We start from the raw sequence: 20,032 nt of genomic DNA, 5'->3' as shown, positions 1-20,032 counted from the left end.
GAGTATAGCCTGTGCTATACCTGAATAATAAACCGCCGGTTAATGCGCAGAGTGACAGGAGAGATTTGATGGAAAAAGGACAAAGCATTTTAAAATTATTCAGCTATTCGCCGTTTCGTTTGCGACTGATGCTGGTCGGGATGATCGTGGCGCTGATCACCGGAAACGCGCAGGCGGCCGAAAAAGACAAAAAGAAGTTTAAAGTCGTCACCACTTTCACAGTGATCCAGGATATCGCGCAGAACGTTGCCGGTGATGCGGCGACGGTAGAATCCATCACCAAACCCGGCGCAGAAATTCATGATTACCAGCCGACGCCGCGCGACATCGTGAAAACCCAGTCGGCGGATCTCATTTTGTGGAACGGTTTTAACCTTGAACGCTGGTTTGGTCGTTTTTTTGCCAACATCAGGAATGTGCCTTCTGCGACAGTGACGGACGGCATCGCGCCTCTGCCTATTCAGGAAGGACCGTATGTCGGCAATCCAAACCCTCATGCCTGGATGTCCGCGAAAAATGCGCTGGTTTACGTCGAAAATATCCGCGCCGCGCTGGTGAAATATGACCCTGAAAACGCCGCCGTTTATGACCGCAATGCTAAAAATTATGCCGAAAAAATCAGCCTGCTCGATGCGCCGTTGCGTGAGCGTCTGGCGAAAATCCCGGAAGGACAGCGCTGGCTGGTGACCAGCGAAGGCGCGTTCAGTTATCTGGCGAAAGATTATGGATTGAAAGAAGCCTACCTGTGGCCGATCAACGCGGAAGAACAGGGTACGCCGCAGCAGGTGAAAAAAATCATCGATCTGGTGCGTCAGCAAAATATCCCGGTGGTATTCAGCGAAAGCACAATCTCGGACAAACCGGCGAAGCAGGTCAGTAAAGAGACGGGCGCGAAATATGGCGGCGTGTTGTATGTCGATTCACTGTCTGCCGCTGACGGGCCGGTGCCGACTTACATTGATTTGCTGAAAGTCACGGTGAGTACCATCGCAGAAGGGTTCGGACAATGAGTGACACCAGGCTGCATCTCAAGGTTGATGATATTTCGGTGACCTACAACAACGGGCATACCGCGATTGAGAATGCCTCGTTCACGCTGCACGGCGGCTCGATTTGCGCACTGCTGGGCGTGAACGGCAGCGGTAAATCCACGCTGTTTAAAACCATTATGGGGATTATCCGTCCGACGCACGGGCGGGTGACACTTGATGGCCTCAATGTCGCCAAAGCACTGAAACAAAATCTGATCGCGTATGTGCCGCAGTCGGAAGAGGTGGACTGGAATTTCCCGGTGCTGGTGCGGGATGTGGTGATGATGGGGCGCTATGGCAAAATGTCGTTTCTGCGCATTCCCTCACAGGAAGATAAAAAACAAGTTGCTTCCGCGCTGGCGCGTGTTGGGCTGACGGAGCTGGCCCACCGCCAGATTGGAGAGCTTTCCGGCGGTCAGAAAAAACGCGTTTTCCTGGCGCGTGCGCTGGCACAACAAGGGCGGGTGATGTTGCTTGATGAGCCGTTTACCGGCGTGGATATCAAAACTGAAAACGCCATTATCGAATTGCTGCGACAACTGCGCGAGGAAGGACATCTGATTCTGGTGTCGACGCACAACATCGCCAGCGTGCCCGATTTTTGTGATCGCGTGGTGCTGATTAACCGCACGGTGATGGCTTCCGGTCCGCTGGAAACTACCTTTACCCATCAGAATCTTGAAAATACCTTTGGCGGTGCGCTGCGTAATATCGGCTATCTGGTGCCACAAGAACCGGTGAGGCGGGCGGTATGACCGAACTGTTGCTGGAGCCGTTTCAGTACAACTATATGGTGAAAGCCATCTGGGTGAGTGCGGGGGTCGGTGCAGTGTGTGCCTTTTTATCGGCGTATCTGATGCTCAAAGGCTGGTCACTGATGGGCGATGCGTTGTCGCATTCGGTAGTGCCCGGTGTCGCGGGCGCTTACGCGCTGGGCTTTCCCTACGCGATCGGCGCATTCGGGACCGGTATTCTGGCCGCACTTTGCATGACACTGTTGCGTCACTTCACCAAACTGCGGGAAGACGCGATTATCGGTTTTGTGTTCTCCACGTTCTTTGCCCTTGGCCTGTTACTGGTGTCGCTTAACCCGACATCCGTTAACGTGCAGTCGATTCTGTTCGGCAATATTTTAGGGATTGATGACGCCGATATTTTACAGGTACAAATTATTGTCGGCGTTTCGCTGCTGGTGCTGTGTCTTATCTGGCGTGACCTGCTGGCGGTATTTTTCGACGAAGCGCATGCGGTTTCGGTCGGCCTTTCGCCGCTGTGGCTGAAAGTGATTTTCTTCACTATTTTCAGCGCGTGCAGCGTAGCGGCGTTACAAACTGTCGGCGCAATTTTAGTGATCGCAATGGTCATCACACCCGGCGCAACGGCCTATCTGCTGTCAGACCGTTTTTCACATCTGCTCATTATTTCTGTGATCATCGGTGCAGTGACCAGTGCAGCGGGGGCATGGCTGAGTTATTTCCTCGATGGTGCAACCGGCGGGGTGATTGTTTGTCTGCAAACCACCGTCTTCCTGCTGGCGTTCTTGTTCGCGCCGAAACATGGCTGGCTGGTGAATCATTTCCGCATTAAAAACCGGAGCCGCGCATGATGTCCTGGTTTGATGTGCTGATGGAGCCGCTGAGCTTCGATTTTATGCAACGTGCTCTGCTGACCGCTGCGGCCACCAGTATCGTCTGCGCAATGTTTTCCTGTTTTCTGGTACTTAAAGGCTGGTCGCTGATGGGGGACGCCATTTCTCATGCGGTCCTTCCGGGCGTAGTGCTGGCCTATCTGGCAGGAATTCCGCTGGTGATTGGCGCGTTCGGTTCCGGCCTGTTTTGCGCGGTCGCGACGGGTTTCATCAAAGAACATTGCCGGGTGAAAGAAGATTCGGTAATGGGGATCGTCTTCTCCGGTATGTTTGCCGGTGGTCTGGTGCTGTTCTCGCGGGTGAATACCGAGCAGCATCTCAGCCACATTTTGTTTGGTAACGTGCTGGGTGTGACCGACAGTGAAATGTTGCAAACCCTGATTATCGCCGCTGTCGTGACGCTGGCGATTATCCTCATATTTAAAGACCTGATGCTGTTTTGTTTTGATCCTGTACAGGCGAAAGTCATCGGGCTGCCGGTACGTTTTTATCACTATGCGTTGTTGTGTATGCTGGCACTGACCATTGTCGCAGCGTTACAGGCTGTCGGTGTGGTGCTGGTGGTGGCGATGCTGATTACGCCGGGCATTACGGCGTTTCTGCTGTGTAAGACGTTGACGAAGATGCTGGTGGTTTCCGTGACAACGTCACTTTTTGCGGCCATCTCAGGCACTTTTATCAGCTTCTATATTGATGCTGCCACCGGGCCGACAATCGTTCTGGTGCAGGCGGCCATTTTCCTGCTGGCGCTGACGGCGAATTTACTGCGCAAATCGATTAAGCCGCGTCAGGCCGCACCGAATACTTAGTACCGGCGCGTCAGGACGCCGTATTCCCTTTTTGAGCGATTCTGATGACGCCGCTGGCTACCTGCCGCATAAAAGCCTACCATCGATCAGCAACACACGGGTTTATTGAAGTTCAATGAAGTAAGAGTTAAGGATTGTTATGAGCGAAGTTGCAAGTTCCATCAGTGTTGGCGATAGCTTTACTGTCAAGAACGGCTCAACCCATGAAGTCACTGGCTTTGTGAAGAAAGGCGAAAGAATTTACCCGACGATCAAAACTGATCACGGCGATTCGAACTTCACCTTCATCAAAGAAATTGTTTCAGTGAATAAAGCGTAACGTTAACGACCTTCTCTATGATCGCGGCCTGTTTGTATTAAGCAAAGAGCAGGCTGCGTGATGTGATTGCCTTCAGAAATCCTTCCTGCCTCACCTCTGTCTTTGCTATACCCTATGTCTTTTGATGCACCAGCCCTGTCCGACGGACAAAACGGGTGGAAATCATTTAACGATATACCGGCAGTAAATTTATGCTCGACAGAATGTGCACTACCGCATTCAGTACGCCAAACAACAGCACCAGCACAATCATTTTATTGCCGCCCCATACACGGTAGAGCGGGCTGCCGAAGCGCTGGCGTGATGCCCGTGCCATCAGTGCCGGAACAATCACCGCCCAGACCGTGGCGGCGAGACCGGCAAAACCAATCGCGTAAATAAAACCATCCGGGTAGATCACACCGCCAATGATCGGCGGCACAAAGGTGATCAGTGCGGTTTTAAATCGACCGGTACGGCTGTCGTCGAATTTGAAAAGGTCAGCCAGATAGTCGAATAATCCGAGCGTCACGCCCAGGAATGAACAGGCCACGGCGAAGTTGGAGAAAATGGTCAGCAGCAAATCCAGCCCCGCACTGTTGAGGATCTGACTCAGCGATTGCACCAGCACATCAATATTGCCACCACGTTCGGCGATGCCAATAAACGCCGTGCGTGGAATGTTACCCATCGTGCCCAGCATCCAGATGACATACAGCCCGAGCGCCATAAGGGTACCCAGCAACAGGCATCTTTTGATGATCTGCGGGTTCTTGCCGTAATATTTCATCAGGCTCGGTACGTTACCGTGATAGCCAAACGAGGCGAGACAAAACGGCAGCGTCGCCAGCACATACGGTGTGTAACTCGGGTTCAACTCCACGCTGTTAAGCAAGTTTACCGGTTTGATGTGCCACAGTAAGCTGCCAAATGTCAGGAAGAAGGCGATGATTTTGGCACCCAGCACAATTGCGGTCATGCGACTCACGGCGCGGGTGCTGAGCCAGACAATAAACGCAACTGCCAGTGCGGTCAGCAGGCCGCCGAGGCGGGGAGAAAAGCTCACTGCCATTTCGCGCAGCGTATGTTGAATAACCGAACCGCTGGCAGAAATATAAGCATAAGTCAGGATATACAGCACGAACGCGATGGTCATGCCATTCAGCCGGTTCCAGTTTTTCCCCAGCAAATCGCCGGTGACGGTATTAAAACTCGACCCTACAGGATAGTTAAGATTCGCTTCGAGGATCATCAGGCCTGAGTGCAGCATACAAAACCAGGTAAAAATCAATGCGGCAACTGACCAGAAAAACCAGGCTCCGGACATCACCACTGGCAAAGAAAACATCCCTGCGCCGATGATAGTTCCACCGATAATCATTGCGCCACCCAATACAGAATGCTGCGGAGCGGTCACGGAAAGCGTCGCCATAGTGCGGATCCTCGCGTGGCTTTTATCACGATTCGTTAAGTGAATTGCTGTAAAAGATTTGATATGAAAATTGTCCGGAAATCGCGCGTTTATGCTGCGGTCAGGGCCATGAGCGCAGCAATATAGTGGATTTAAGCACTGATGTACACTGTTGAACTAGCTTGCTGGTACAAAAGTAGTTGTTATCACGTTCAGCGGGGCGGGGAGGCAGGAGATGTGCACGCAGGATTATTTTTATTCGACTTTTTGGTTACTTGCCTTATCAATATCTTTGGTATAGGTCACAGATTTCATTATGTTTTCTAATATGGCATAGATTAAAAAACCTGTTCGTAAATACAGGGTTGACACACGATTTATAACGAGTAGATTAGAACTCAGCACCAGAGAGAAATGGGATGAAAATTTTATTTCGCGGTGCATTTAGCAGGTTGATAAACTTGCAAGTAATGAGATGCGATAAAGGCCACGAAGTATTTTAGTTTGGGTGATTCAACACCGGATTGTCATTTAAAATCCGTGAGATGATGCTTTAAGGCCATGCAGTAAAGCTGTAAAATCGCATGATGTGGAAGAAAACGCGATGATGTAACGCCTTGTTAGTCAGAGTAATGTTCGCGATTTGGGTACGTTAAGTCTGAAATCGAGAATATCGCGACGAGAGTAAGGTCACGCATCAAAGAGTATATATCGCGAGGGTGATGTACTCATTTATCCCGACTGAAAACCGGTATAAGTGAAATTAACAGGATGCCGATGTTATTCCACAAAATTATAGGAGGATAGCGTTACCTGGCTTCAAAATATATCCTGTGAAAATATGTGCATCTTTAGAAGTTGTAATATGTAATTAAGTTGATGAATGTTAAATATTAATTTGGTAGTACCTTAAAAGCCCGGTTTAACAACTGGGGCTTTTATATTTTAACTGCCAGATTTTAATTACTTTCCGCTAATCGCCCCTTCCAGAATGGCTTCTGCACCCAGACAAACGAGGAAACACACCAGGGTGGTTTCTTTTTTTGCCGAGGCGGCAGGCAATGCACTTTCCTCATCACTGATCGCATCACCTTTTGACAGGCTGACGTCCGCAATGCTGATTTCGCCATCCATGACATACAACCACTGTGCAAATCCCGGATGTGCCGGAATTTCCGTGGTGGTATTTTCATCCATGCGGATGTCATAAACATATACTGCCTGACGAATTTCCAATGGGGATTCAATCCCTTCCGGTGCGGCCAGCAGCGTCCATTCGTTTTGCTTTACGCCGTCCGGACGTTCCATGAACTGCACACGACTCTCGAGGTTTGCTTTGCGCGGACGAATGAAAATCTGCAACATTTCGGCGGGCACCAGCGGTGTGGATTCCTCATGCCAGAAGCTTTCTCCGGCATTCATCATCATCAGCTTTTTCGGTGAAAGCGATATCCGATGACCGGCAGAATCTTCGTGCACCATCGAACCGCGCCACATATAGCTGAAGATTTCATCGTTGTTATGCTCATGCATTTTCACCAGCGTACCCAGTTCCAGGTTGGCATGATCGATAACACTGAGCGGTCCGAATGCATCATCGCTATTTTCGGGCAGAATTTTCCCGGGGCGCATGCGGCGGATACGGAACGGGCCGTATTCGAAGGTGGTTTTAGGCTCAGCACGTAAAACGTTAAACATAATTTCTCCGGCAGGAACAGCAATGCGTTGTGTAAGTAAAAATCAATATACAGTTTCTTAACATATGTCTTTAAAGCAGATCCAGCAACGCATTCAGTTCATCAATCTTTTGTTGCCACTGGCGTTGCAGTTCCGGTTTCTGATGCTTTGGTTTGCGCGCCAGGTCGTCTTCCAGCTTGTTTTCCAGCGCCATCAGTGTCGCCAGCAAGCGTTCCTCTTCAGTTTCCTGAATCACCACGCTTTCCAGCCTCACGTCCGACACCGGCGCGTCGGCAGGAGGAACCGCGCCTGCCAGAATCGCATACACCGGCGCGGGGGAATGCCATTCTTCCAGACGCTGCTGGTCTATCAGCCAGAAACGGTTGCAGCTTTGCTCGATCAGCGTCCTGTCATGGGAAACCATCAGCACTGCGCCGCTGAAGGTTTTCAGCGTTTCCGCCAGCTCCTCTTTACCTTCCAGATCCAGATGGTTGGTCGGCTCATCAAGTAACAAAAGGGAATAGTTCGCCAGCGTCAGGCCGATAAACAGCAGCCGTGAACGTTCGCCACCGCTGAGCGTGCTCACTTTTTGCTGATGACGGATATACGGAAATCCCGCGCCAATCAGCGCCATTTTTCGCTGTTCTTCGGTCAGCGGCGCGAAATGCGCCAGGGCATCAGAAAGCGAATCGTTATCCTGCAATTGATGTTGGTTCTGATCGTAATAACCCATTCGCACGCGCGGGTGGAAAATCACGCCTTTGACCGTCGTTTCCGGGCAGATAAACGCCTGCCACAAACTGTGCAGAAGGGATGATTTACCGCAACCGTTACGCCCGACCAGCGCGATACGATCGCCGCTCTTCACCCGCATTTCATCAAGGGTGAACAGCACCGGGGCATCAGGCGCCGGTCGCACCTGTAAATCAGCCAGCGCCAGCACGCGATCCGCCGCCAGCGCTTCGCCGTTCAGGCGAAGTTTCCACTGATTGCCTGCGGTGACGTCAGTTTGCTCTTCCTTCATGCGCACCACGTGTTTTTCCATTTGCTTGGCCTTGCGCGCCAGTCCCTCATTGTCGTAAACGCTGCCCCAGACGGCCAGCCGTTTGGCGCTCAGTGTCACGCGGTCAATTTCCTTTTGCTCCGCTTTACGACGCAGTGCGTCGGCAATGTCTTTTTCTTCCAGCGCCTGACGTGCCTGGGTACAAGGCCGGCGGATAAATTGCAGCGTTTTATCGCGCAGGATCCAGGTTGAGTTGGTTACGCTGTCCAGCAGACTGCGGTCATGGGAAACCAGCACAAAGCTGCCCGCCCAGTTTTTCAGAAACTGCTCCAGCCACAGTAATGTCGGCAGATCCAGATGGTTACTTGGCTCATCGAGCAGCAGTAAATCCGGCTGGTGGATCAGCGCCCGCGCCAGCAGCAGACGGGTATGCTGGCCGCCACTGAGCGTACCCGCCGTCAGTTCCCAGGCATTTTCATCAAAACCCAGGTCCGAAAGCAGCACCTGCGCCTGCCAGGGTTCGGGCTGATGAAGGCTGCCGGGCAGATGACCGAGCACCGATTCCAGCAGGGTACAATCATTGAGTTCTGCGGGAAGATGCTGTTCAACGCGCGCCATCAGGCATTGATTCGCCAGTGTCACGGTGCCGGAGGAGGCCGCCAGTTCACCGCTGAGGATTTTCAGCAAGGTGCTTTTGCCGCAGCCGTTATGGCCGATGAGACCAATGCGGTCGCCTTTTTTCAGGCCGAAGGAAATCTCAGCCAGTAACGGGCCGAAGGCGTTATCGAAAGATAAAGATTGTGCGGATAATAAAGTCGTCATGAATGCTTACTCAGGTTTTCAGGCACAAAGATGCCTGTCGTCAGAAAAGCCGACGATAACCGGTAAGCCGGAGGGAAGTTCTCAGGTTGTCAGTTAGCTTCGCTCAAGCAGGTTATCGCGGCACGGTGCCGGAAATGCCTGAGCAGTGACGATCGCTAAGGACGAGTGAAATTAAAAAAACTTCACGGGTCAGCATGGCAATCCTCCTTATATAACGTTGGTGAATGAATGAGCTGATTATATTGGGGATTATTGAATTATTCCAGTCAGAGCAACTCGTTAAAACGCATAACGCCATCCCAGCCGTCCACTCATGAGAGGGACGGCGCTGATTTGCGTGTCGTGATGCGATTAAGCTTCAACGACTTCATTTTCCAGCTTCTGCCTTTTTCGCAGGCCGGGGAACCAGGTCATCCACAATCCGACCACGATCAGCGTGCCGACACCGCCGATGGCTGCGGCGGGAACTGCGCCAACCCAGGCGGCCAGCAGACCGGATTCAAATTCACCGAGCTGATTCGAGGTGTTTATGAAGATGGAGTTCACGGCGCTGACACGACCGCGCATGTCATCCGGTGTATCAAGCTGTACCAGCGCACCGCGGATCACCATGCTGATCATATCGAAACCGCCGAGAGCAAACAGCGCCAGCATCGATAACCAGAGCGAAGTGGAAAACGCGAAAACCAGTGTGGCGGCACCGAAACCGGCGACGGCGGCGAACATGATTTTTCCGACATTACGGTTGAGTGCGCGGTGGCTCAGCCAGAACCCGACGATCAGACCGCCGACCGCCGGTGCGCCACGTAGCAAGCCTAATCCCCACGGACCGGTATGCAGAATGTCGTGAGCGAAAATGGGTAACAGGGCGGTTGCGCCACCGAGTAAAACCGCGAACAAGTCGAGCGAAATCACGCCCAGCACGTCCGGGCGGGCGCGGATAAAACCAATGCCTGCGAACAGCGTTTTGAAGGTTGCCGGTACACGATGCGGCTGTGCCTGTTCATAGCGTAAACGGCTGACCATTACGATAGATAACAGATACAGACAGGCGCACACGGCGTATGCCACACCCGCGCCCGCGACATACAGAAAGCCACCCAGCGCCGGGCCAACCATCGACGCGGCCTGTCCGGAAACGCTGGTGGCGGCCATTGCGCGGGCCAGCAAATTCGGTGGCACCAGCGCGGGCAACATCGACTGTAATGAAGGGGCTTCCATCGCTTTGGCAGTCGAAATCACGAAAATCAGTCCGAGCACGACCACTTCATTGACGTGATGTGTCAGCGTCAGATAAGCCAGCGAGCCAATCGCCACCCATTCGGCGATTTGCCCGAGCAGCACCACGCGGCGGCGGTCAAACTGATCGGCAACGTGGCCTGCCACCAGCGCAAGCGCGACGGAAGGTAAAAACTGCACCAACCCGATCAGCCCGAGATCAAACGCCCGGCCGGTGATCGAATAAATCTGCCAGCTCACCACGATGGAAAGCATCTGGAAACCAAAGCTGGACGCTGCACGGGCGATCCAGAAAGCGACAAACGAGCGGTGCCGTAACAGTGAGTCTGAATTACCGGAAGCAGCAGACATGACAAATCCCTGAAAAATGAAAGATGCCGTGTCTGTGGTTTTTGAAAACTCGTTAGCCCGGCAATTATTGTGAATACAAATTATTAACAAACAATCCGAGTTCTATGTTTATCATAAAAAGTTCAGCAAATCTTCATCTCACATTGTGAAGAAACTATGCAGGTGACGGGCTAAGACTTCCGGTTGTTCCTCCGGAATGAAATGGCCGCTGTGAGGGATGATGATGCCGGTGACATTTTCAGCGAAAGCGCGCAGGGGAACGGCCATGTCCGGGATCGAACCCTGATCGGCGCTGACCGCCAGTACCGGCATTTTTAATTTTCCGGCACGATTAAGTGTGCGGTTCTGTTCCGCAGATTCAGTAACCGAACGATAATACGCCAGCCCGGCGCGCAGGCCGCCGCTTTTGAGGAACACCCGCAGATACTCGCTGATATCGTCATCTGTGAAGGCATCCGGCGCAGCGGTTTTCCGGCGCAAAAACCAGTCGAGATAGACACGTTCGTTACCGGCGATCAGCGCTTCAGGCAAATCAGGCAATGTGTGGAAGGCAAAATGCCAGGTTTTCCACGATTTGTCCGGTGTGACCGGCAGCACGTCCGGCAAGGTGATTCCGGGGATCCCCGCATCCAGCAGCGCCAGGTGTTGTACTTCCTCGCCATACATCGCCGCGCAGGGATAAGCGACCCACGCGCCGACGTCATGCGCTGCCAGCGAGTAACGCTTATGCCCGAGAAGCTGCATTAACCCGTGGATTTTCTGCGCCAGACTTTGTGTGTCGTAACCGGTCTGCGGGCGGTCCGAATCACCCTGACCGGGCAGGTCTGGTGCCACCAGCCAGAAATCCTGTGCCAGCGCGTTCATCACATTACGCCATGCGTACCAGGTTTGCGGAAAACCCGCCAGCAACAGCAAGACTTTGCCTTGCGGATTACCGCCGCTGACGTAATGCATCCTCACGCCTTCGACCGTGGCGTAGCGATGGGTAAAACCGCAAAGGGTGGGGTCAGCCACTGCAAAGGGTTCGGCAGTAACAACAACAGAAGGGGTCATCTCGTTCATAGCCAATCTCCGTTATAGTCATATTTAGGAAATAATCATTTCCTAAATGAGAAAAAATTTTTAATCGAGAATTTTAAGCGCCAGTTCCAGCGTGGTTTCGCTGGCGTGATTGTTTTCGACTTTACCGGCGACACGCATGCCCAAAACAATCCATAACATCAGGGATGACGCGGCCTGCGCATCGATATCCGGGGTGACAGAACCGTCTTGCTGGCCCTGTTCAATGAGGGAGGTCAGGAACAATTTATTGCGCATAATAGCCTGACGCACCAGTGCGGCGAGTTCCTCATCCAGCGTGAGTAATTCGACGGTGCTGCCGACGACCAGACACCCGCGGCGGCCTTCAATTTCATGAGAAGAACGCAGATAAAAGCGCAGCACTTCGGCAATGCGTTCGCGGCCGGTGGAGATGCGTTCAATTTGCTGGCGTAACTGGGTATTTCGCCGTGAGGTGTAACGTTCAAATACGTTGAGAAACAGGGTCCTTTTATCGCTGAAGGCTTTGTAAATACTGCCTGCAGTAAGGTTCATGGCCTGACTCAGATCGCTGATGGACGCCGCATGAAAGCCTTTTTCGCGAAATACCGTCATGGCGTTATCCAGTGCAAGTTCAGTATCGAATTCACGCGGACGACCGCGATCCTTCGGTGAAGGGAATGCCATAAAAAATGCCACCATTAGGAAACGTTTATTTCCTAATGGTGGCATTAACACAAAAACTGATCAAGCCCTTTGTCAGCTCACTTCATATTTACCAGCGCAGTTCACGGCCTGAATATTCAACAAAGTGATGGCCACCTTTGCCGCGCCAGGCTTCGAACTGATCAACAATGCCGGTGGCGCTTTCGGCCACGGTCAGCGTGGCATTTTCACCGCCCATATCGGTCTGTACCCAGCCCGGATGCACGGAAAGCAGCGTCAGTTCTTGTTTTTCAATCTGTGCCTGCAACCCGCGGGTCAGCATATTCAGCGCAGCTTTACTGGCGGAATAAAGCGGATAAGTTGCCACGTCATTCTCATTGAGACTCGACAGCTCAGAGGTCATCAGCGCCAGCACACCGGTACGGTGGTTCAGGAAAGGCAGTAATTCACTGGCGCAACGCACAGGGGAAATGGCGTTAGTCAAAAATAGCTGAATAATTTCTTCGTCGCTGGCCTGATCAATATCCTGATGATCCGGACCAAATACGCCTGCATTCACAAAAATCAGATCAAAATGGCTTTCGGACAGCGCGTCTTTCACCGCTTCCCGCGCTTCGGATTTATTGATGTCCAGTTTTACCCATTCAACAGCCGCCGGTGTTTTGGCCGGAACGGCATCACGTGTTGTGGCGGTGACCTGCCAGCCGCGTTTTGCGAGTACATCCACCACACCCAAACCGATACCGCGTGATGCGCCGATGATCAATGCTTTCTTAGAGTCAGTCATATTCATCCTTTTATAATCAAAGCGTTAACGTCAATTTGTTGTTTTCATTTAATGCGCGAAATCTCTTCAGTGTTACGGGCAGTATGAGTCAGCAAGGCGGCTGCAACAATGGGCTGGAGTCTGATTTTGGCCGCCGGACTGATAGATAACCGGGACGCGCCGTCGGAGCGCCTGATGATGGACGGGGACTTTATGGACTGCTGAAAGGCGGCTTCAATCACCTGTGAGCCCAGTGACTATGGCGCGATTGTGGTTGAAGGCGTGGTAACGTTCATTGTTAACGATGCTGGCAACCAGGTGTTTGATGACACACTGTGCATCATAAAAAGATGCCCGCGACAGGCGGGCAATAAACATCAGTTTTGAAATTTGATCGGGTAGAACCAAATAAGCATAGCGGAGTAATAATTATCCAATCAAAAGGATAACAGCCCATAAATAGCTGTGTTCGCTGCATGAGGTCAGTATCGGGACGCAAAAAAGCCCTCGCGAACGAAGGCCAGTGAATCATCACTAAATATTTAGTTTTGGAACGAGAGCGATGCTCCCGAAAACATACTAGTCTCTTCCGGGAATTTGGCTTAATGAAATGGGTTTAGTAATTAAAGAAAATTCACCGACGTTTTGAGCAATTCAGATGAGAATGGGATGAAATTCATGCATTGCGCAAACTTTATCCAATTATTTCAGTTATTATGTTAAATCTGATGTTCAGGTTTACTGTTTACAGGAGTAATTATGCAAGGTAAGAATTCGGCTTTTGGAGAAGGGTGCAGGATGGTAGGCGAATGCTGCTTAATGTTTGCTCAGGCGGGGGAAGACTTTAGCGCGGGACGCATAGTCTTATGCCTTAAGCGCGCGCAGGACGAGGCTATAGACACAAATGGCAGACCCAACGTTGCTTTACAACTCGCGATACGACGGCTTCAGGGCTGGTAACGTTAAACATAAAATAACCGCCTGGTGACGGTGCTTTTTCAAATTCTCAAACGAGATACAGCCCTTCTTAACTGAATTGCAGGTGCATCTGAAGTAATAGAGACCTGTCTGTAAAAAACGCCTCACATTTATTGATGTTCTTTCAGCCGCCAGGCATTGCAGCTCCGCTAACAAAGAACCACACCATAAAACCAACAGCACCTGCCAGTACAATGATTGGCGGTATGAATTTCATTTTCATCTTATCGTTACTCTAATTAGTCAAATTTCCCGACATGGGCGCGCTTCATACCTTAATAAACTCAACCTCGAGGCTGATTGAAATCGCCCATAAGGAAGAGTGCCGTACCATCCTGTACCCGGGAAAAAAGATAATGATAGTTTGGGTGCCAGGAGTGGCATTGCACTTTACAGATCAGGCTTACATCAGTCATCCGCATTTTTCCATATATTTTGCAACATCGCATGATTCACGTTTCTATCCCCTGGCATTCCCCCAATCCCAATCGGCTATTTGCAGCAAATTTTGTGATTTACAACAGACTTTCACGTTGCCAGCCTCTCGGTGAATGAGTACCGTTGTTCTTTTGAACGGACCGGCAAAGGTGAATAAAGCATGATCGCCATAAAATGGGTAAGTCTCGGGTTTGTTCTGGTTTTACTGCTGTCTTTCGGATACAGCTACGCGAAAGCGACACAAACACGGACAGAACCTGCAGGCCAGAGCTGGTCAACGGCACGACGGACTTCAGCCGGTATTGCGCCGGATCCTGCCAGACTGAAAAGTATCGCTATTATCCAGATTTATGCTGCACCGACTTATGGCTGGCGCGGGCTGGTGGCGGTGCATCCGTGGATAATTTACAAACGTGAAGGGGAAACAGAGTTCACCCGTTATGACGTGATCAGCTGGGGCAGCACCAACGTAGTACGCCGCGATTATGCTATTCCAGATGGGTATTGGTTTGGCTCGCAGCCCCGTATACTGGTTGATCACCGCGGCGCGCAGGCGCAGATTATGATCCCCAAAATAGAAGCAGCGATCAAAAGTTACCCGTATCCGCATACCTATCACGCGTGGCCGGGGCCAAACAGCAATACGTTTATCGCCCACATCGGCCGTGAAGTGCCGGATCTGCAGCTTGATCTTCCTTCCAATGCGATCGGCAAAGATTACCGCGGCATTACCAATCCGATCGGTTTACCGCCATCCGGGCGCGGCGTGCAGGTTTCTTTGCTGGGACTGCTGGGCGTGACGCTGGGTGTGGAAGAGGGCATTGAAGTCAATGTGCTGGGGCTGAACCTGGGCATTGATGTGAAGAATCCGGCGTTGCGTTTGCCGTTTGTCGGGCGGGTAGGCTTTGATAATCCGGGGAAAGCGGAGCTTTAACGATGTCAGTGCGCAACTGGCCGGTACGAGGTACCGGCCATACACATCAGAACGACGAATGTTTATAAGACCGGTATTCCGGTTTCCAGAATTCGCTGGTGAGACGACTCTGTAACTCATCTTCTGAAACTTCCGGTGCCACGCCTTCCCGTTGCGCGACGCGCGCCACTTCGGCGGCAATGATTTTAGACACATGCTGAATATCGGCAATAGCCGGTAATAATGACCCTTTTCCGGTGGTCGCCAGCGGAGAAAGGCTGGCCAGCGCCTGACTGGCAGCCAGCAACATGCTATCGGTCACGCGGCGCGCTCCCGACGCCAGAATGCCTAACCCCAGCCCGGGGAAAATATACGCGTTGTTACATTGCGGGATTGGGTACGTGTGATCCTGATAATGTACCGGTGCGAACGGGCTGCCTGTCGCCATCAGCGCGGCACCTTCGGTCCAGGCGATCACGTCCTGAGGACGGGCTTCTGCGCGGGAAGTCGGGTTAGAGAGCGGCATGATGATCGGATGATGGCAGTTGTGATGCATCTCACGGATGATCTCTTCGGTAAACAGCCCCGGTTGCCCGGAAACGCCAATCAGAATGGTTGGTTTGGAATGATGCACCACGTCCTGCAACGAGATATTCTGGTTGTCCACATTCCAGTGGCTGATTTTGTTTTTACTTGTCACCAGTTTACGCTGGAAATCGAGCAAATTCGGCATGTCATCTGTCAGCAGGCCAAACCGATCCACCATAAAGACCTGACTGCGCGCTTCGTCTTCGGAAGCACCTTCTGCCACCATTTGCGCGATGATTTTCTCCGCGATACCGCAACCGGCAGAACCTGCGCCGAGGAAGGTGACCCGCTGGTCGCGTAGCCGGGTGCCTGCGGCATGACTGGCGGCAATCAGACAGCCCAGCGTGACCGCCGCGGTGCCCTGAATATCATCATTGAAACAGCACAACTCCTCGCGGTAGCGCTCCAGAAGTGGCATAGCATTGGTTTGCGCGAAGTCTTCGAACTGAAGCAGGACATCCGGCCAGCGGGTTTTTACCGCCTGAATGAACATATCCATGAATTCATTGTATTCGCCGTCGGTAATGCGCGGGTGGCGCCAGCCCATGTACAGCGGATCGTCGAGGCGCTGGGCGTTATTCGTTCCGACATCAAGCATGATCGGCAGCGTGTTGGCCGGGTTGATCCCACCGCAGGCGGTATAAAGCGAAAGCTTGCCGATAGGAATGCCCATGCCGCCAATCCCCTGATCACCGAGTCCCAGAATGCGTTCGCCGTCGGTGACAACGATCACCCGGATGTCATTTTTGGAGAAGTTTTGCAGCATTTCATCGATATGCTCGCGATCAGGATAAGAGATGAACAGGCCACGGGCACGGCGGTATATATCGGAGAAGTGTTCACAGGCCTCGCCGACCGTCGGGGTGTAGATAATCGGCAGCATTTCTTCCAGATGTGAATTCACCAGGTTGTAGAAAAGGGTTTCGTTGGTGTCCTGAATATTGCGCAGGTAGACATGCTTGGAGATATCACGTTTGAAATCAGAGAATTGAGAATAAGCGCGGTCAGTCTGTTCGTTGATAGTTTCAACCTGATTGGGCAGCAGTCCGTTAAGATTGAGCGCCAGACGTTCATCGCGGCTGAAGGCCGAGCCTTTATTGAGCAGCGGGTTTTCGAGTAATAATGAACCTGTGTAGTGGGTGTAGAGCGGGCGTTTTTTTAACATCATTAAGCCTTAGAACATTTGAACTCAGTTAATTTCCGGTACGTTATTTCCCGTTGCCGGATCCCTCACAGTAAAATCCTATAACCGGTCGAATTAGTGTATGAACTACCAAAATAAAACCAATGGCCATAGCAGCCTGAATAAGATGATTGTTTATTATTTGTTTTTTATAACACGACACAGGCACTGATTCCGGTTACTTAAATTACAAAAGCGTTTTAATACTTTTTTAGTGATGAATTCTGCATAATGTTTTTGAATGTTTCCGGATGGTTCAAGTTGAGTAAATATATTATCTGATATTTAAGTGAAATTAATGTATTGATTTTAACTCATTGTATTTGCTGTAATTTGTTATTAAGTAATTATTGTTATTATTGCCATAAAGGCAGATGTGACGCGGGTCACAATGATGTGGGTTTTTAAATAATATAACTAACCGCCATTTTGTTCCTTCAATTATCTCATCAACAATAATAAAGAAAGGTCATATTATGCCGACATTACTCTTATCCTCATTATTTCCTTTAGTGTTTATTATGGTATTAGGCTGGCTGAGCGGAAAACTGGGTTATATGAAACGTGACGATGCTACGGTATTAGCCACGGTAGTGATCCGTTTCGCGCTGCCATTACATCTTTTTATCGGTGCATTACATACTGATCCGGCCAAGATTCAGAATTTATCGTTTATGGCAGTGTTGGTGATTGGCCTGATGGGCTCTTATTTGTTGACGTTGTGCATCTCGCGCTGGTTTTTCCGCCATGACATCAAAACCAGCGCCATTCAGTCGCTGGTTTGCGCGTTCCCGGATATGGCTTACTTTGGCGCGCCTGTACTGGCGGTGCTTATCGGGCCGGAAGGTTTTCTGGGGGTGCTGGTCGGTAATCTTATCACCAGCGTGCTGATGATCCCGCTGACGATTGTGTTGATCCGCATGGGTGACAAAAACAGCGATTTGGCTCAACAGGGCAGCCTCGGCAAGATGATCCTGAATAATCTGTTCAAAGCGGTACGCAATCCGATTGTCTGGATCCCGGTGCTGGGTGTGGCGATGAGTCTGGCTGGCATTAAAATTCCGGAACTGTTGTCCTCGTCGGTGGAAATGATGGGTAAAACCGCAGGCGGGATTTCTCTGTTCGCGCTGGGTCTGTTGTTCTTCGGCGAGCGCCCGACGCTGAATATTCATACGGTCACTAACATCGGCATGAAAAACCTGATCCAGCCCGCGATTATGGCCGCTGCCGGTCTGGCATTTGGGCTGAGCCATACGCTGATGCAGCAGGTGGTGATCATCGGCGCAACGCCTTCCGCCATTGCTGCAGGTATGTTCGCCGTGCGCAGCGACACCTATGTGGAATCTGCGTCTTCCTCAATACTCATCGGCACTGCACTGGGCATAGTGACAGAAGGTCTCGTGATTTACATGATGTCGTAAATGCGCTGATTTGCGACATGTTACCCATAAAAAAGGCCCGCCATTTCTGGCAGGCCTTTTGTCTTTCAGCAGGCGTTTATTTCACACACTTCGCGCAGGTATTTGCATGAATTTGCTGGAAGAAATCGTTGCCTTTGTCATCCACCAGAATGAATGCCGGGAAGTTTTCGACTTCGATTTTCCAGATGGCTTCCATTCCTAATTCAGGATATTCCACGCATTCCAGGCTCTTGATGCTTTGCTGCGCCAGCACCGCTGCCGGGCCACCGATGCTGCCGAGATAGAAACCGCCGTGTTTATGGCAGGCGTCGGTCACCTGCTGGCTGCGGTTACCTTTGGCCAGCATGATCATGCTGCCGCCGTTGGATTGCAGAAGATCCACGTAAGAATCCATGCGGCCAGCGGTGGTCGGGCCGAGGGAACCGGATGCGTAACCTTCAGGGGTTTTCGCCGGGCCTGCGTAGTAAATCGGGTGATCTTTGATGTATTGCGGCAAGCCTTCGCCGTTATCCAGACGCTCTTTCAGTTTGGCGTGTGCGATGTCACGGCCAACGATAATCGTACCGCTCAGGGAAAGACGGGTAGATACCGGATATTCAGAAAGTTGCGCCAGGATTTCAGGCATCGGACGATTCAGGTCAACTTTCACCACCCCCGCTTCGCCTTGCTCACGCAGGGCCTCAGGGATGTACTGGCCCGGATTGTCTTCCAGTTTTTCGATCCAGATACCGTCACGATTGATTTTGGCTTTGATATTACGGTCTGCGGAGCAGGAAACGCCCATCCCGACCGGACAGGATGCACCGTGACGCGGCAGACGTACTACGCGGATATCGTGGGCGAAGTATTTGCCGCCGAACTGCGCGCCGAGACCAAGATTGTTGGCTTCCACCAGCAGTTCCTGTTCCAGATTGACGTCGCGGAATGCCTGACCGTGTTCGTTACCTTCCGTTGGCAGACCGTCATAGTAATGGGTGGACGCCAGTTTTACGGTTTTCAGCGTTGCTTCAGCAGACGTACCGCCAATCACGAACGCGATATGGTACGGCGGACAGGCTGCCGTGCCCAGCGTGCGCATTTTCTCAACCAGGTAATCTTTCAGCTTCGCCGGGGTAATCAGCGCTTTGGTTTCCTGATACAGGTAGGTTTTGTTGGCCGAACCGCCGCCTTTGGCGATGCACAGGAATTTGTACTCGTCACCATCGACACTGTAGAGGTCGATTTGTGCAGGCAGATTGGTGCCGGTGTTTACCTCTTTGTACATATCCAGTGCGGCATTCTGGGAATAGCGCAGGTTATCCTCGATGAAGGTGTTATACACACCCTGAGACAGGCTGGCTTCGTCGCCGCCGCCGGTCCAGACTCGCTGCCCTTTTTTACCCATGATGATTGCGGTGCCGGTGTCCTGACAGGTCGGCAGAATGCCTTTGGCCGCAATTTCAGAATTACGCAGGAATTGCAGCGCAACGTATTTGTCGTTTTCGCTGGATTCCGGGTCATGAAGAATGGAAGCCACTTGTTGCTGATGCGCCGGGCGCAGCATGAAAGAGGCATCGTGGAACGCCTGTTGCGCGAGAAGCGTTAACGCCTGCGGTTCCACTTTTAACACTTCTTCGCCGTCGAAGGTGCTGACGGAGACATGTTCTTTGGTCAGCAGATAATATTCGGTGTCATCTTTGGAAACGGGGAAGGGATTTTGATAATAGAACGGTTTGTTCGACATTGTTTTCTCACTTTTTCCGTTTTTGCCGC

Annotated in this window: 16 protein-coding genes; 7 read left to right on the top strand and 9 right to left on the bottom strand. The window is 51.5% G+C overall.

Going from position 1 to position 20,032, the window contains the following annotated elements:
• The first annotated feature begins 128 nt into the window (after positions 1-128).
• From UC14_RS04800 to UC14_RS04780, 5 genes are all read left to right on the top strand, one after another.
• The gene (locus UC14_RS04800; RefSeq protein ID WP_370447456.1) at positions 129-1,010 is read left to right on the top strand and encodes a metal ABC transporter substrate-binding protein; all 882 of its coding nucleotides are present in this window, start codon (positions 129-131) and stop codon (positions 1,008-1,010) included.
• Positions 1,007-1,786: an ATP-binding cassette domain-containing protein gene (locus UC14_RS04795; RefSeq protein ID WP_037032910.1), complete on the top strand. Its 780-nt coding sequence runs from the start codon at positions 1,007-1,009 to the stop codon at positions 1,784-1,786. Before UC14_RS04800 ends, UC14_RS04795 begins: the two co-directional genes overlap by 4 nt.
• Complete coding sequence (locus UC14_RS04790) at positions 1,783-2,637, top strand: metal ABC transporter permease (RefSeq protein ID WP_013578202.1); 855 nt, start codon at positions 1,783-1,785, stop codon at positions 2,635-2,637. The genes UC14_RS04795 and UC14_RS04790 overlap by 4 nt, the downstream gene beginning before the upstream one ends.
• Positions 2,634-3,488: a metal ABC transporter permease gene (locus UC14_RS04785; protein ID WP_112197326.1), complete on the top strand. Its 855-nt coding sequence runs from the start codon at positions 2,634-2,636 to the stop codon at positions 3,486-3,488. The genes UC14_RS04790 and UC14_RS04785 overlap by 4 nt, the downstream gene beginning before the upstream one ends.
• A 139-nt stretch (positions 3,489-3,627) precedes the next feature.
• The gene (locus UC14_RS04780) at positions 3,628-3,807 is read left to right on the top strand and encodes a hypothetical protein (protein ID WP_013578204.1); all 180 of its coding nucleotides are present in this window, start codon (positions 3,628-3,630) and stop codon (positions 3,805-3,807) included.
• Between the two features lie 166 nt (positions 3,808-3,973).
• Here UC14_RS04780 and mtr read toward each other — a convergent pair whose 3' ends face one another.
• The 7 genes from mtr to UC14_RS04740 all read right to left on the bottom strand — a co-directional run bounded on the left by mtr (position 3,974) and on the right by UC14_RS04740 (position 12,780).
• On the bottom strand, positions 3,974-5,218 hold the full coding sequence (gene mtr / locus UC14_RS04775; protein WP_013578205.1) for a tryptophan permease: 1,245 nt from the start codon (positions 5,216-5,218) through the stop codon (positions 3,974-3,976).
• A 942-nt stretch (positions 5,219-6,160) separates the two neighbouring features.
• Positions 6,161-6,895, bottom strand: a complete 735-nt coding sequence (locus UC14_RS04765; protein ID WP_014416696.1) for a pirin family protein — start codon at positions 6,893-6,895, stop codon at positions 6,161-6,163.
• A gap of 70 nt (positions 6,896-6,965) precedes the next feature.
• Positions 6,966-8,699 carry an ABC-F family ATP-binding cassette domain-containing protein gene (locus UC14_RS04760; RefSeq protein ID WP_112197325.1) on the bottom strand — a complete coding sequence of 578 codons (1,734 nt, stop codon included), beginning with the start codon at positions 8,697-8,699 and terminating at the stop codon, positions 6,966-6,968.
• A gap of 351 nt (positions 8,700-9,050) precedes the next feature.
• Positions 9,051-10,289, bottom strand: a complete 1,239-nt coding sequence (locus UC14_RS04755) for an MFS transporter (RefSeq protein WP_013578276.1) — start codon at positions 10,287-10,289, stop codon at positions 9,051-9,053.
• 138 nt (positions 10,290-10,427) lie between these two features.
• Positions 10,428-11,351 (bottom strand): alpha/beta fold hydrolase, encoded by a 924-nt coding sequence (locus UC14_RS04750; protein ID WP_013578277.1) that lies wholly within the window; start codon positions 11,349-11,351, stop codon positions 10,428-10,430.
• A gap of 60 nt (positions 11,352-11,411) precedes the next feature.
• A complete protein-coding gene (locus UC14_RS04745; protein ID WP_223509562.1) occupies positions 11,412-12,014 on the bottom strand; it encodes a TetR/AcrR family transcriptional regulator in 603 nt (200 codons plus the stop codon).
• 88 nt (positions 12,015-12,102) lie between these two features.
• Positions 12,103-12,780: an SDR family oxidoreductase gene (locus UC14_RS04740; protein ID WP_013578279.1), complete on the bottom strand. Its 678-nt coding sequence runs from the start codon at positions 12,778-12,780 to the stop codon at positions 12,103-12,105.
• 1,555 nt (positions 12,781-14,335) lie between these two features.
• Between UC14_RS04740 and UC14_RS04730 the strand changes: the two genes are divergently transcribed.
• Positions 14,336-15,109 carry a DUF3750 domain-containing protein gene (locus UC14_RS04730; RefSeq protein WP_013578282.1) on the top strand — a complete coding sequence of 258 codons (774 nt, stop codon included), beginning with the start codon at positions 14,336-14,338 and terminating at the stop codon, positions 15,107-15,109.
• A gap of 46 nt (positions 15,110-15,155) precedes the next feature.
• Here UC14_RS04730 and UC14_RS04725 read toward each other — a convergent pair whose 3' ends face one another.
• Positions 15,156-16,841, bottom strand: coding sequence for an NAD-dependent malic enzyme (locus UC14_RS04725; protein WP_014416698.1), 1,686 nt, complete (start codon positions 16,839-16,841; stop codon positions 15,156-15,158).
• 494 nt (positions 16,842-17,335) lie between these two features.
• Between UC14_RS04725 and UC14_RS04720 the strand changes: the two genes are divergently transcribed.
• A complete protein-coding gene (locus UC14_RS04720; protein ID WP_013578284.1) occupies positions 17,336-18,280 on the top strand; it encodes an AEC family transporter in 945 nt (314 codons plus the stop codon).
• A 76-nt stretch (positions 18,281-18,356) separates the two neighbouring features.
• Here UC14_RS04720 and fumA read toward each other — a convergent pair whose 3' ends face one another.
• Positions 18,357-20,003 carry a class I fumarate hydratase FumA gene (gene fumA / locus UC14_RS04715; protein WP_013578285.1) on the bottom strand — a complete coding sequence of 549 codons (1,647 nt, stop codon included), beginning with the start codon at positions 20,001-20,003 and terminating at the stop codon, positions 18,357-18,359.
• Positions 20,004-20,032 lie beyond the last annotated feature (29 nt).

The organism is Rahnella sp. NRRL B-41462 (assembly GCF_003263525.1).
Taxonomy (GTDB): Bacteria; Pseudomonadota; Gammaproteobacteria; order Enterobacterales; family Enterobacteriaceae; genus Rahnella; species Rahnella aceris.
This window is presented reverse-complemented; position numbering and strand designations above follow the sequence as displayed.

Bases quoted from the DNA above. Each gene is read 5' to 3' on its own strand.
- UC14_RS04790 (WP_013578202.1), top strand. From the start codon at position 1,783: ATGACCGAACTGTTGCTGGAGCCGTTTCAGTACAACTATATGGTGAAA.
- UC14_RS04745 (WP_223509562.1), bottom strand. From the start codon at position 12,014: ATGGCATTCCCTTCACCGAAGGATCGCGGTCGTCCGCGTGAATTCGAT.
- fumA (WP_013578285.1), bottom strand. From the start codon at position 20,003: ATGTCGAACAAACCGTTCTATTATCAAAATCCCTTCCCCGTTTCCAAA.
- mtr (WP_013578205.1), bottom strand. From the start codon at position 5,218: ATGGCGACGCTTTCCGTGACCGCTCCGCAGCATTCTGTATTGGGTGGC.
- UC14_RS04765 (WP_014416696.1), bottom strand. From the start codon at position 6,895: ATGTTTAACGTTTTACGTGCTGAGCCTAAAACCACCTTCGAATACGGC.
- UC14_RS04800 (WP_370447456.1), top strand. From the start codon at position 129: ATGCTGGTCGGGATGATCGTGGCGCTGATCACCGGAAACGCGCAGGCG.
- UC14_RS04730 (WP_013578282.1), top strand. From the start codon at position 14,336: ATGATCGCCATAAAATGGGTAAGTCTCGGGTTTGTTCTGGTTTTACTG.
- UC14_RS04795 (WP_037032910.1), top strand. From the start codon at position 1,007: ATGAGTGACACCAGGCTGCATCTCAAGGTTGATGATATTTCGGTGACC.
- UC14_RS04750 (WP_013578277.1), bottom strand. From the start codon at position 11,351: ATGAACGAGATGACCCCTTCTGTTGTTGTTACTGCCGAACCCTTTGCA.
- UC14_RS04740 (WP_013578279.1), bottom strand. From the start codon at position 12,780: ATGACTGACTCTAAGAAAGCATTGATCATCGGCGCATCACGCGGTATC.
- UC14_RS04720 (WP_013578284.1), top strand. From the start codon at position 17,336: ATGCCGACATTACTCTTATCCTCATTATTTCCTTTAGTGTTTATTATG.
- UC14_RS04755 (WP_013578276.1), bottom strand. From the start codon at position 10,289: ATGTCTGCTGCTTCCGGTAATTCAGACTCACTGTTACGGCACCGCTCG.
- UC14_RS04725 (WP_014416698.1), bottom strand. From the start codon at position 16,841: ATGTTAAAAAAACGCCCGCTCTACACCCACTACACAGGTTCATTATTA.
- UC14_RS04760 (WP_112197325.1), bottom strand. From the start codon at position 8,699: ATGACGACTTTATTATCCGCACAATCTTTATCTTTCGATAACGCCTTC.
- UC14_RS04785 (WP_112197326.1), top strand. From the start codon at position 2,634: ATGATGTCCTGGTTTGATGTGCTGATGGAGCCGCTGAGCTTCGATTTT.
- UC14_RS04780 (WP_013578204.1), top strand. From the start codon at position 3,628: ATGAGCGAAGTTGCAAGTTCCATCAGTGTTGGCGATAGCTTTACTGTC.